Annotated in this window: 12 protein-coding genes; 7 read left to right on the forward strand and 5 right to left on the reverse strand. The window is 66.4% G+C overall.

What is annotated here, in order from left to right; all coding sequences use genetic code 11:
* A partial coding sequence (locus Q0R16_RS07650; protein ID WP_295634486.1) for a flavin reductase family protein occupies positions 1-224 on the reverse strand: 224 nt, incomplete at its 3' end.
* Positions 225-420: 196 nt separating this feature from the next.
* On the opposite strand from Q0R16_RS07650, the gene Q0R16_RS07655 reads away from it, so the two are divergent.
* Entirely contained in the window at positions 421-1,251 is an 831-nt protein-coding gene (locus Q0R16_RS07655) for a flagellin (protein WP_295634489.1), read from the forward strand.
* 121 nt (positions 1,252-1,372) lie between these two features.
* Here the strand turns inward: Q0R16_RS07655 and Q0R16_RS07660 are convergent, their stop codons facing one another.
* On the reverse strand, positions 1,373-3,064 hold the full coding sequence (locus Q0R16_RS07660; RefSeq protein WP_295634492.1) for an AMP-binding protein: 1,692 nt from the start codon (positions 3,062-3,064) through the stop codon (positions 1,373-1,375).
* 170 nt (positions 3,065-3,234) lie between these two features.
* Between Q0R16_RS07660 and Q0R16_RS07665 the strand changes: the two genes are divergently transcribed.
* Genes Q0R16_RS07665 through Q0R16_RS07680 form a run of 4 tightly spaced genes read left to right on the forward strand, consistent with a single transcriptional unit; the run spans position 3,235 to position 6,179 of the window.
* Entirely contained in the window at positions 3,235-3,759 is a 525-nt protein-coding gene (locus Q0R16_RS07665; RefSeq protein WP_295634495.1) for a nuclear transport factor 2 family protein, read from the forward strand.
* Complete coding sequence (locus Q0R16_RS07670) at positions 3,756-4,655, forward strand: SDR family NAD(P)-dependent oxidoreductase (RefSeq protein WP_295634498.1); 900 nt, start codon at positions 3,756-3,758, stop codon at positions 4,653-4,655. Before Q0R16_RS07665 ends, Q0R16_RS07670 begins: the two co-directional genes overlap by 4 nt.
* Complete coding sequence (locus Q0R16_RS07675) at positions 4,655-5,233, forward strand: nuclear transport factor 2 family protein (RefSeq protein ID WP_295634501.1); 579 nt, start codon at positions 4,655-4,657, stop codon at positions 5,231-5,233. The genes Q0R16_RS07670 and Q0R16_RS07675 overlap by 1 nt, the downstream gene beginning before the upstream one ends.
* Positions 5,234-5,252: 19 nt before the next feature.
* Positions 5,253-6,179 carry an SDR family NAD(P)-dependent oxidoreductase gene (locus Q0R16_RS07680; protein ID WP_295634504.1) on the forward strand — a complete coding sequence of 309 codons (927 nt, stop codon included), beginning with the start codon at positions 5,253-5,255 and terminating at the stop codon, positions 6,177-6,179.
* A 27-nt stretch (positions 6,180-6,206) separates the two neighbouring features.
* Here the strand turns inward: Q0R16_RS07680 and Q0R16_RS07685 are convergent, their stop codons facing one another.
* Positions 6,207-6,884 carry a nitroreductase gene (locus Q0R16_RS07685; protein WP_295634507.1) on the reverse strand — a complete coding sequence of 226 codons (678 nt, stop codon included), beginning with the start codon at positions 6,882-6,884 and terminating at the stop codon, positions 6,207-6,209.
* Between the two features lie 80 nt (positions 6,885-6,964).
* The gene (locus Q0R16_RS07690; RefSeq protein ID WP_295634510.1) at positions 6,965-7,825 is read right to left on the reverse strand and encodes an oxygenase MpaB family protein; all 861 of its coding nucleotides are present in this window, start codon (positions 7,823-7,825) and stop codon (positions 6,965-6,967) included.
* A 97-nt stretch (positions 7,826-7,922) separates the two neighbouring features.
* Between Q0R16_RS07690 and Q0R16_RS07695 the strand changes: the two genes are divergently transcribed.
* Positions 7,923-9,743, forward strand: a complete 1,821-nt coding sequence (locus Q0R16_RS07695; RefSeq protein ID WP_295634513.1) for a DUF885 family protein — start codon at positions 7,923-7,925, stop codon at positions 9,741-9,743.
* 104 nt (positions 9,744-9,847) lie between these two features.
* Positions 9,848-11,422 (forward strand): peptidase S10, encoded by a 1,575-nt coding sequence (locus tag Q0R16_RS07700; RefSeq protein WP_295634516.1) that lies wholly within the window; start codon positions 9,848-9,850, stop codon positions 11,420-11,422.
* Here Q0R16_RS07700 and Q0R16_RS07705 read toward each other — a convergent pair.
* On the reverse strand, positions 11,419-11,985 hold a 567-nt coding region (locus Q0R16_RS07705; RefSeq protein ID WP_295634519.1), incomplete at its 5' end, for an MFS transporter. The genes Q0R16_RS07700 and Q0R16_RS07705 overlap by 4 nt on opposite strands.

Here is an 11,985-nt window from a genome sequence, read left to right on the forward strand (position 1 = left end):
GCGCCCAGCACATTCACACAGAACCGGCCGGTGGCAGCGATCAGCGGCCAGGTGCTCGATTTCTTGTCGGGGAAAAACCCCACCAGCGGCGGATCGAGCGAGATCGACGCGAACGAGCCTATTACCAGCGCATGCCGCTGCTGCTCTGCATCGACCGCGGTGACTACGCACACGCCGGTGGGATAAGTGCCAAGCACATCGCGGAAACGCCGGTTGTCGATCATCGTTCGCTCATGTCGAGAGCGCGGGCTGGCGTCAACCCGAGCGTTCGAGCAAGTGGCCAACGTGTTTTCCCTTAGTGGTGCTTTACGCCGGCTTCAAATCACCACGTTAACCATGGCTCATCGGTCCGGGGATCGATCGACCGGAACCGTCCGGCACGATCGGCTTTGCGGCACCGCCAAGCGGGGGGACATACCCATGACGGTCATCAATACAAATATCAACGCGATCCGCGCGGCCAACGCGTCCAACTCGGCCACGATGATGCAGGGCAAGTCGATGGAGCGATTGTCCACCGGCAAGCGCATCAACAGCGCCAAGGACGATGCCGCAGGCCTTGCCATCTCCACTTCGATGACTGCGCAGGTCAACGGCATGCAGCAAGGCGTGCGCAACGCCAATGACGGCATTTCGCTGGCGCAGACCGGTGAAGGCGCGGTCAACGAAGTGATCAACATGCTCCAGCGGGTGCGTGAACTCGCGGTGCAGTCGGCGTCGGGCACATACCAGGCGCAGGACCGCACCAACATGCAGCAGGAAGTGACCTCGCTGACCACGCAGATCGGCAGCGTGCTTTCGAACACCAAGTTCAACGGCAATGCGCTGTTTTCGACCACCGCGGGCACCAACGTGACCGTCGCCATTCAGGCCGGCGCCAATTCCACCGACGCGATCACGCTGACCAGCCTGGCGATCGACGGGACCAATATCTCGGCCACCGCGCTCGACGTGACCACTTCCGCCAAGGCGACCACCACACTGGCCAATGTCGACCTGGCGCTCAAGGACGCCGAAGCCACCGCCGCAGGGCTGGGCGCTGGCGAATCCCAATTGTCGTCGGCGGTCAACAACCTGACCAACAATGCCACCAACCTGACCGATGCACGCTCGCGGATCATGGATACCGACTACTCGGCCGAATCGACCGCGATGGCCAAGGCCCAGATCCTGAGCCAGGCGTCGACCGCGATGATCCAGCAGGCCAACCAGAGCGCGCAGGGCGTGCTTTCGCTGCTGCGCGGCGGCTAACGCCCAGCAGTCGAACGACTTCCCGGTCCCTGAAATCGCGCAGAAACGGCGAACCCTTGCAGGGCCGTTGTTTCTGCGCGATTTCTCGTGGTGGTGGGCGGTTGATTTCCGGCTTGCGCCCTCAACGTCCAGCCGCGATCCGTTCCCCCACAAGGCTGCGCAGCGCAGTGGTGCGGACTTTGGCGCTGCCGGTCATTTCCAGATCCTCGGCCGCGCACACCAGCACGCGGCGCGGCACTTTGTAGCTGGCAAGCCGCGCTTTCGCGAAATCGCGCACCATGTCCTCGGTCACCGTCGCGCCATCGTGCGGCACCACGCAAGCCACCACCAGTTCGCCCAGCGTGGCATGGGGCACGCCCACCGTTTGCGACAGCCGCACGCCCGGGCACGTCAGCAGCACCGCGTCGATCTCGAGCGGGCTGACATTGGCGCCCCCGGTCTTGATCACGTCGCTCAGCCGGCCTTCCCACACGAGCCGACCTTGCGCATCGATCCAGCCACCGTCGCCAGTGCGGAAAAAGCCCTGGTCGTCTAGCGTTTCGTCCAGCGGCACGCCGAGGTAGCCCAGCATCAGCGTCGGGCCCTTGATGGCGATTTCGCCGCGTTCGCCCAGCGGCACCAGTGCACCGGTCAACGGATCGACGATCTTGAGCGTATTGCCGGGCAGCGGCAGGCCGTGGCTGTTTCCCCCCGCATCTTGCGTCGTACCCGCCGGATACCCGGTCGAAAGCGTGAACGTCTCGGTATTGCCGTAAGCATGGCGCGGCTCGATCCAGCGGGTGCTGACGGTGGGATGGCGCGCGATCGGGCCCGCGGGATCGAGCTCGACCAACGCCGACAAATCCGCCTCGGCAAACCCCGGCGCGCCGACCAGTTGCTCCCACTGGTGCGGCCAGGCGAACAAGAACGTCACCCGCTCGGCAGCCATCAAGCGCAGCGCTTCGCCCGGATCGAAGGTGCGCTGGAGCACGATAACACCGCCGCTGGCCAGCGTGGCGCCCATGACCATCGCGAAATTGCCCGACCAGAAGAAGCCGTTGGCGGTCCAGCTTCGCGTTGCCGCGCCAAGGCCTTGGTGCCGTGCCATGCGCCAGCACTGGATCGCCACTGCACGGTGCGCCGAAAGCACGCCTTTGGGGCGGGCGGTCGAGCCGGACGAGAAGAACACCACGCCCGGATCGGCCGGCGCCACGGTGGCAGCCCGCGCGGTGACGGTGGCATCGGACACGTCCGCGCCGCTCGTGATGAAGTCCTGCCACCGCTCGATCGCACCCGCGCCGGACTCGAGATCGAGCGCCACCACGCGGCGCAGGAACGGGAACTGCGGCACCGCAAGCCCGCCCGACGACGCCACTTTCAGCCCCGGAACAAGGTCGTGCAGGATGCTTGCAAAGTCCTTGCGCAGCACTTGCGGTTCGAACAGCAGCACGCTGCACGCCGAAAGCCACAGCAGGTGTTCGATCTCGGGCGCGGTCGAAAATGTGCCGAACGGCGTGGCGACCCCGCCGGCGAGCCCGATCCCGAACATGGCGGCCAGGAACTCGGCGCGATTGGTCATCAGCACCGCCACGCGCTCACCTTTGGCCAGCCCGCCGGCGGTGAGCGCGCGCGCGACGGCCATCGCCTCTTGCCACAATGCAGCATAAGTCCAGCGAAGCACGCCGCCGTCGGGGCGGTGTTCGACCAATGCTTCCCGGTTCGGATGCCGTTCGCAGACTTCACGCAGGAAACCGGGCAGCGTCAGCGCGCCCAGCCCCGGCTCATCGGCCAGCGGGATGCCATGCGCGATCGACAATCCGTCTGGTGCAATCATCCGCGCTGCTCCGCACGGGCGATGGATAGGCGGCGGTGGCGCGGGGATGCTTGCATCGTCCGGCTTGAACCGCGATTGCTGCGCACGGTCAAGCCGGACGAGCGGAACGGCCCAAGGCTTCGCCGTGACGATGGCGGCCAGATTATGCAGCCGAGAGGACAGCCAAGGCGATGGATCTGCAAACCCTGCTCGATCGCGAAGCAATCCGTGCCTGCCTGGCCCGGCTGGCACGCGGAGAGGACCGGCGCGATGCGGCGCTGATCAGTGCCAGCCTGTGGCCAGATTCGATGACCGATTACGGCGTGTTCAAGGGCGATTTCGCCGAATATCTGGCGTGGGTGGTGCCGGGGGCCGATTCGATTGCCGATACCCAGCACGTGCTGGGGCAAAGCCACATCGAACTGGCCGGAGACCTTGCCAAAGTCGAAACGCAGGTCATTTCGTACCACCGCGTCGATTTCGGCACGCAGCATCAGGATACGGTGATCGGCGGGCGTTACCTGGACCTGTTCGCCAAGCGTGAAGGCGAGTGGCGGATCGCCGAGCGGACCATGCTTTACGACTGGTTCCAGGACTGGGGTGCGGCGGCCGACTGGTCGCAAGGCGTGATGGGCATGCCGTTTTCTGGCGACCACTTCACCGGCCGCGCGCATGGCGATTACAGCGCGACTTTCTTCGACGGTTCAAAGGCATGAGCGGTCCGAGTTCGCAACGCCTCGCAGGCAAGGTAGCGCTTGTGACCGGGGCAAGTCGCGGCATTGGCAAGGGTATGGCGCTCGCACTCGCGGCCGAGGGCGCGACCGTCTACGTGACCGGGCGGACCGTGGCGCAGGGCGTGCACTCGCTGCCAGGTACGGTGAGTGAAACCGCCGAAGCCTGCACCGCGCGCGGCGGAAAAGGCGTTGCCGTCGGCATTGATCACGCCAGCGATGAGCAGGTCGCCGCGCTGTTCGCGCAGATCGCGCGCGACGAAGGACGGCTGGACTTGCTGGTCAACAACGCCTTCACGATTCCAGATGACCTCACCGATGCCGGAGGTTTCTGGCAGAAACCTTTGTCGAACCTCGAAATGTTCGATGTCGGCGTGCGCTCGAACTACATCGCGGCGTGGCATGCGGCGCAGATCATGGTGCCGCAAGGCAGCGGGCTGATCGCCGCGATTTCGGGCTATGTCGGCGTGACCTATACATACGGCACCCTGTTCGGCACGTGCAAATCGGCGGTCGACCGCATGGCGCGCGACATGGCAATCGAGCTTGAGCCGCACAACGTCGCCTCGATCTCGCTGTGGCAGGGCCTGACGCTGACCGAGCGGGCCTTGCGCAACCTTGCCAGCATCCCCGGCCTTCAGGGCCGTTCGGCCACCCGGCCCGAAGATGGCTGCAGCCCCGAATTTCCAGGCCGCGTGCTGGCCGAATTGCTGTGCGAACTCGATGTGATGCGCCATTCGGGCGGCACCTTCATCACCGCCGAACTGGCGCAAACCTATGGCGTGACCGACGTCGATGGCCGCACCATCCCGAGCTTGCGCGAACGGCGCGGCGCGCCGATCTGGCAGCCGATCCGCTCCACCGCCAAGGCACCGGTGTAATGGCGCAAGATCGTGATGCCCGGCTCGACGCCCTGCTCGCCGAAGCCGATATCCGCGCCTGCCTGACGCGGTTCAGCCGCGGCATGGACCGGTTCGACAAGCCGCTTTATCTCTCCGCATTCCACCCCGACGCCACGGTCGCTGCCGGACCATTCGTGGGCTCGGCCGAGGCCTGCTACGATTGGGCCGTGCCGATGCACGAGGCCGGGCAGTTCGCAACGCATCACAACTTGCTGAACTGCACTATTGATATTGCCAAGGAAAATGGGCGCGAAGTTGCCCACGCCGAAACGTACTACCTGTTCGTCGGCCGCAACCGCGATGACAGCAACTGGATGGCCGGCGGCCGCTACCTCGACCGGCTTGAGCGGCGTGACGGTGCCCAGGGACCGGAATGGCGGATCGTCCTGCGCACCAACCTGATCGAATGGTCGGGCATGGCACCCTCGCTGCCGCTGCCCTTTGCTGACGTGCCCGACATTTTCCGCAACGGAGCGCCGTCGCGCAGCCCCACCGATCCCAGCTACCAGCGCCCGCTGACCAATCGGCGCGCGCAGCGTGACCCGTCGGCAGGCTGATTTTCAAGGAGTTGTACCCATGACTGAACCCAGATTCGACGCCAAAAGATTCGATGGCCGCGTTGCCGTCATCACCGGCGGCGCGCGCGGCTTGGGTCGTGCTTACGCCGATCTGCTCGGCAGCCTTGGCGCATCGGTCGTGATCAACGACAACGGCAGCGCGATCGTCGGAGCGGGCGTCGATGCCGGCCCGGCCGAAGAAGCCGCCGCCGCGATCCGCGCCGCCGGCGGCAAGGCCGTGGCCGATACCAACAGCGTCGCCACGTTCGAGGGGGGAACCGCGATCATCCAGAAAGCGCTCGACGCGTTCGGCAAAGTCGACATCCTGATCCACAGCGCGGGCAACGTGCGCTACGGCGCGCTCGACGAGATCACCGACGACAATTTCCGCGCCGTCATCGACGTTCATCTGATGGGCGCGTTCAACGTGGTGCGCCCCGCCTTCCCGCACATGGTCAAGGCCGGCTATGGCCGTGTGGTGCTGACCGGGTCGATCGGCGGGCTCTACGGTACGCAACGCATCGTCAATTACGCGATGTCGAAGGCGGCGATGATCGGGCTGTCCAACGTGATCGCGATCGAGGGCGCCGAGCACAACATCAAGTCCAACCTGATCCTGCCCGGCGCGGTCACGCGCATGTCCGAAGCGGTCGACACGTCGTCGTTCCCGCCGATGGGGCCGGAACTGGTCGCGCCCGTGGTCGGCTATCTGTGCCACGAGGACTGCGCGGTTTCGGGCGAGATGTATGTCTCGATGGCCGGCCGCGTTGCGCGCGCATTCATATCCGAGACCGAAGGCATCTACCGCCCCGAATGGTCGATCGCCGACGTCGCCGCGAACCTGGACGCGATCCGCGATCCGGCCAAGGCGTGGAGCGCGGCGACCGGGCAAGGCTATTTAGAGCAGATGACCCGCAGCTTTGCGATGGCGCGCGGCGAAGCCTGACGGCTTCGCAGGGGCGCGCGGCGAAGTCTAGCCGTCGAACCCCACGAACACCGCCGCCTCGTCCACCGCTTTGCGTGTGGAGACCACCGCGTTGGCGGGGAAGCTTTCATCCGGCCAGCCAAGCGCGATGCTTTTCATGATAACCTGGTCATCGGCGATGCCCGCGTGTTCGCGCACCACCGGCGATTGCATGATGCCCTGGCTGTTGACCACGGTGCCCAAGCCCCGAGACCAGGCGGCGTTGATCAGCGCGTTGGCGACCGCGCCGCAATCGAACGCAGTATCGTCGCTGTCTGCCAGATCGCGATCGTAAGTGATGATCACGCAGACCGGGGCGTCGAACTGGCGGAATCCGCGCAGCACCCAATCGAGCCGCGCATCCTTGTCGTCGCGCGCGATGCCCATCGCGGTGAAAAGCTGCTTGGCGACGCCGATCTGGCGTTCGCGGTGCACGCCCTCGAAGGCGTGGCCGGTGCGGAATTCGCGACTGTGCGGAATGCCGGCCACGTTGCGTTCGGTGTTGCCCTTGCGGATCCGATCGAGCGGCTCCCCGGTGATCACAGTGAAATTCCAAGGCTGCGTGTTCATCGACGAAGCCGAGCGCATCGCGATCCCCAGGATTTCCTCGATCAGCGCACGGGGGACAGGATCGGGCTTGTATCCGCGAATGCTGCGGCGGCCGAGAACGACGTCATCGAATTGCATGGATTGCCCCGTAAGCGAATGGTGTGTCCGGTTACGCTCATCCGATACCGCGAGCGCAATGTCCACTATGCGCGTGGTCGTCAGCGCCGGCCCGAGAATGCCCAGTGCAGCGTTTGCGCCATGGCCCAAGTGCCACCACGCACCGCGGGGATTTGGTACATGTCCACCCGCCGGCCATGCATCGACTTGGCCCAGCCGGGCATCAGATCGACCGCGGCTTCCATCAGCAAGCGCTGCGCCGGCGCCGCGATCCGCGAATTTGCCGGCTGGTCGAGGATCATCGCCGCCACCGCGCGCACCTGTTCGCTGCCCGCCAGCTTGGGCCTGAACTTCTGGAGCAGCGCTTCGGCTTCGGCGCGGGTCTGCGGCACCGGATCGGCGCCGAGCCGCAGCGCCACGACGCTCGCCTGGGCCACGTAGCGGTCCTGATCGGCGCGCGACATCGTGGGCTCGCGGTAGCGAATCCATGCATCGAGAAATCCGATCGTCTCGCAGACATGGACCCAGGCGAGCAGATCGGGATCGCTGGCGCAGTAAGGCGTGCCATCGGGCAACGTGCCGCGCACATATTCATGCACCGCCCTCACCCGGTCGATCGCCGCGCTGGCCTGGCCGCGTTCGGCATACGTCGTCACCGCGATGAACCGCGCGGTGCGGCGCAACCGGCCGAGCATGTCGTTGCGGAAGGTGCTGTGTTCCCACACCCCGGCCAGCGCGGCGGGGTGGAGCATTTGCAGCAGCAGCGCGGTAACGCCGCCGATCATCATGGTCGTCACGTCGCCGTGTACGCGCCAGATCACCGAGTCGGTCGGAAACAGCGCATCATCCGATCGAGCGATCGGCTTCTCGTTCCGCGCCGGATCATGAAACAGCGCCTGCACGCGCGAAACCAGCGCGCGGCGCAAAACCTCGGGGGGTGATAAGTGGGAGCGCAGCACCATCGTCGACCGCAGGGGGTGCGCCACCATCACCGCCGGTGTCAACAGGGCCGGTCGTGCGCCGTTTGACCGGACGGCCGCTGCTTGCCATCATGCCCCAATGACCAATTCCAAATTCTCGCGCCGCGAAGCGTTGGCCACACTCGCCGCCGGCGGTGCATTGATTGCCACCCCGCTTCGCGCTGCTGCGGCGGCCTCGGGCGCCACGGAACTGCTCGACCGGATTGCGTGGCAATTGCTCGAACTCGAACCGACCGGCGCCACCGGCCTGGGCGTCGATACCGGCGTCCACGCGGGCTTGCGCGGACGATTGGGTGACAGTTCGGAGGCCGGGATCGAGGCCAAGCGGCGCCTGCTCACGCGGTCGCTGGCCGATCTCGCCCACCTTCCCCGCGCAGAGCTGGACACCGCCACGCTCGCCAGCGTGGCGGTGGTCGAAAGTGCGTTCCGCACCGCGCTCGACGGCATGGCACTGCCCTATGGCGTCGCCACGATCGGCAGTTGGCGCAACACGCCCTATGCGGTGATCCAGAACGTCGGCGGCTATCTCGACGTGCCGCAATTGCTCGATGGCGAGCAACCGGTGAAGAATGCCGCCGACGCCGAGGCGTACCTGTCGCGGCTGGCGGCAACCCCCGCGCTGCTCGATGGCGAATTGGCCCGCATCCGCGCGGCGCGCGCAAAGGGCCTGGTGCCGCCCGATTTCCTGCTCGACAAGACGATCACCGCGCTGACCCAGAGCCTCGCCGATGCCGCCAAGGCAGACGGCCCGCTGATCGGCCCGCTCGCGCACAAGACCGGCGCGATACCCGGCGATTGGACGGCGCGCGCAACCAGGCTGGTCAGCAACGGCATCGTCCCCGCGCTCGAACGCCAGCTTGCCGAAATCCGCATCCAGCGCGGCTTGGCCAAACCCGAGGCGGGCATGCTCCACCGCCCCGACGGCGAGGCCTGGTACGCCTGGGGCTTGCGCGCCAGCACCACAACGCGTCGCTCAGCCGCCGAAATCCACGCGATGGGCGTGGCGCAACTGGCCGAATTGAACGTGCAGATGGACACGATCCTCAAAGGCTTTGGCCTCACGCAAGGTGGAGTCGGCGAGCGGGCAATTGCGCTCCAGAAGCAGCCCGGCGTCGGTTTTGCCGACGGCGATGAAGGCCGCAAACAGATCGTCGCCTATATGCAGGGCAAGCTCGACGCGATCCGCCCGCGGCTCACCAACGCCTTCCGCAAGCCCACACGCGGCAACCTCGAAATCCGCCGCCTGCCGCTGGCCGAGGAGCCAGGCGCGCCTGCTGCTTACGGCGGCCCGGGTTCGATCGACGGAACGGTGCCGGGCAAGGTGTGGGTGAACCTGGGCGATCCCTCGATCCACAACCGCGTGACGATCCCCGACCTGGTGTTCCACGAAGGCATCCCCGGGCACGTGTGGCAGGGTGAATATGCGCAGAAACTGCCGCTGCTGCGCTCGATGCTGGCATTCAACGCCTATTCCGAAGGCTGGGCGCTCTATGCCGAGCAACTGGCCGACGAACTGGGCATGTACGATGGCGATCCCGCCGGCCGGCTCGGCTACCTGATGGGGCTTTCGTGGCGCGCGGTGCGGCTGGTGGTCGATACCGGCATCCACAGCATGGGCTGGAGCCGTGAGCGGGCGCTGACAGAATTCATCGCCGCCACTGGCTTGCCACGCAGCAACGCCGCCAGCGAGATCGACCGCTATTGCGCGTGGCCGGGGCAGGCCTGCGGCTACAAAGTCGGGCAGACCGAGATCCTGGCGCAACGCGAACGCGCCAAGGCGGCGCTGGGCGCGAAGTACGATCTGCGCGACTTCAATCAGGCGGTGGTCGATGGCGGTAACGTCCCGCTCGACGTGCTGGCGGGCGAAGTCACGCGCTACATCGCGGCCGCGCGCGCCTGATCCTGCGTCATATTTGCAACTGCGCGACGAACTTGCGCCCGCCGCCTTGTCGCGCATCGAACGGCGTGACTAGTAAGCGCTGAAACCAATCCGAAAGTCCGCCGATGCGCCTTGCCTCCCTCGCCCCGCTCCTTGCCCTGTCGCTGATCGCCGCCGCACCGCCCGCCGAAAGCAAATTGGGCGAAAAGCCCGATCGCAAGGCCGATGCAGCCAAGGACCACAAGGACGCACTCGAAGCCGATGCCAACGCCGCCTGGGCACGCCCGCCGGTCGATGAAGCTGCAGCCGTCAGCCACGGCGCGGTCACGGTGCGCGGGAGCCGCATCGCCTACACCGCCACCGCCGGCACGCTGACCATTCGCAACGATGACGCCAAGCCGATCGCCAGCATGTTCTACACCGCCTACACCAAGGACGGCGGTGGGAACCGTCCGGTCACGTTCTTCTACAACGGCGGGCCGGGCTCAGCGACGATCTACCTCCACATGGGCAGCTTCGCGCCGGTGCGCGTGGCGACAAGCGATCCGGCCTATGTCGCGCCTTCCGACTATGCGCTGCGCCCCAACCCGGATTCGCTGATCGACAAGAGTGATCTCGTGTTCATCGACGCGGTCGGCGCCGGCTGGTCGCGGCCCTTGGGCGACAAGACCGGCAAGGATTTCTGGGGCGTCGACCCCGATGCCGACGCCTTCGCGCGCGGCATCATGCGCTATGTGACCAAGAACAGTCGCTGGGGCAGCCCCAAGGTGGTGTTCGGTGAGAGCTATGGCACGCTGCGCAACGGCGCGGTCGGCGCGCTGCTCGAAGATCGCGGCATGAGCCCGAGCGGGATCGTGTTCCTGTCCTCGATCCTCAACTACGGCGTGCGCCAGCCCGGCTACGACCAGAACACGATGACGCTGTTCCCGACGTTTGCCGCGACCGCGTGGTATCACAACAAGCTCGCCAACCGGCCCGCCGATCTGCCCGCGTTTCTGGCAGAAGTGCGCGCGTTCGTGGCTGGTCCTTACGCGTCGGCGCTGACCAAGGGCTCGGCGATCAGCCCCGAGGAAGCGCGCAGCATCGCGCACCAGATGTCCGCTTACATCGGCCTACCCGAAGACTTCATCCTGCGCGCCCAGTTGCGCGTCAGCCTCGGCCACTTCCAGACCGAACTGCTGCGCGACCGAGGCCTGTCCACCGGCCGGCTCGACACCCGTTACCTGCTGCCGGTGGGCGACGCCAACGCCAGTTCGCCCGATGACGATCCGGCTTCGACCGCGATCACAGGCGCTTACGTGGCAAGCTTCATGGATTACGCGAACCGCACGCTCGGCTACCACAGCGACATGCCGTACAAGCCGTCGGCGCGCGAGGAGGGCTTCGATTGGGTATGGAAGCACAAGGCCGCGGGCGAACGCGGGGCGCAGAACAACCCCAACACGGCGGTCGACCTGGCCGCGACGATGCGCACCAATCCAGCGATGAAGACGCTGTTCCTCAACGGCTATTACGACGCCGCAACACCGTTCTACGGCACCGAATACGATGTCGCGCACATGCTGCTGCCGCCCGCCCTCCAGAAGAACGTCAGCTTCAAGTATTACCCCAGCGGGCACATGGTCTACCTCAACCCGGCTGAACTGGCGCACATGCACGACGATCTTGCCGCCTGGTACGACAGCCTCGGCGCGCGCTAGGCGGCTGGCGCTGCTCGGCGCGCCGCCAGCAGCACCAGCGTCATCGCGGCAAATGCTCCGCCGGCCATGAACGTGGCCGGCGGACCGGCGGCATCCCACAGCACGCCGGCCAGCACGCTCGCCGCCAGCATCGTCAGCCCGGTCGCCAGGTTGAACACGCCGAACGCCGATCCGCGCATGGCTGCGGGCGCCTTTTCGGCCACGAGTTGCGCCAGCACGCCCTGGGTCAGCGCCATGTGCACGCCCCACAGCGCTATCCCGGCGAACGTCGCGGCCAGGCCGTGCCCGAAGGCAAGGCACGCGTCGGCCGCGATCAGGCTGGCCAGCCCGAGCAGCATCGGCCGCTTCGCTCCACCCGCGTCGGACAGCATGCCGGCGGGATAAGCGCCGAGCGAATAGGCCAGGTTCATCACCACCAGCACCAGCGGCGCCAGCGCCAGCGGCAGGCCATCGGCGTTGGCCTTGAGCACCAGGAACGCCTCGCTGAACCGCGCCATCGTGAACAGCACACCGAACCCGACCACGCCCCAGAACGCGCGATCGAGTCCGCGCAAGTCGGCGAT

The organism is Novosphingobium sp., from assembly GCF_025351285.1.
In the GTDB taxonomy this organism is placed as follows: Bacteria; Pseudomonadota; Alphaproteobacteria; order Sphingomonadales; family Sphingomonadaceae; genus Novosphingobium.

Bases quoted from the DNA above. Each gene is read 5' to 3' on its own strand.
- Q0R16_RS07670 (WP_295634498.1), top strand. From the start codon at position 3,756: ATGAGCGGTCCGAGTTCGCAACGCCTCGCAGGCAAGGTAGCGCTTGTG.
- Q0R16_RS07695 (WP_295634513.1), top strand. From the start codon at position 7,923: ATGACCAATTCCAAATTCTCGCGCCGCGAAGCGTTGGCCACACTCGCC.
- Q0R16_RS07655 (WP_295634489.1), top strand. From the start codon at position 421: ATGACGGTCATCAATACAAATATCAACGCGATCCGCGCGGCCAACGCG.
- Q0R16_RS07680 (WP_295634504.1), top strand. From the start codon at position 5,253: ATGACTGAACCCAGATTCGACGCCAAAAGATTCGATGGCCGCGTTGCC.
- Q0R16_RS07675 (WP_295634501.1), top strand. From the start codon at position 4,655: ATGGCGCAAGATCGTGATGCCCGGCTCGACGCCCTGCTCGCCGAAGCC.
- Q0R16_RS07690 (WP_295634510.1), bottom strand. From the start codon at position 7,825: ATGGTGCTGCGCTCCCACTTATCACCCCCCGAGGTTTTGCGCCGCGCG.
- Q0R16_RS07685 (WP_295634507.1), bottom strand. From the start codon at position 6,884: ATGCAATTCGATGACGTCGTTCTCGGCCGCCGCAGCATTCGCGGATAC.
- Q0R16_RS07660 (WP_295634492.1), bottom strand. From the start codon at position 3,064: ATGATTGCACCAGACGGATTGTCGATCGCGCATGGCATCCCGCTGGCC.
- Q0R16_RS07665 (WP_295634495.1), top strand. From the start codon at position 3,235: ATGGATCTGCAAACCCTGCTCGATCGCGAAGCAATCCGTGCCTGCCTG.
- Q0R16_RS07700 (WP_295634516.1), top strand. From the start codon at position 9,848: ATGCGCCTTGCCTCCCTCGCCCCGCTCCTTGCCCTGTCGCTGATCGCC.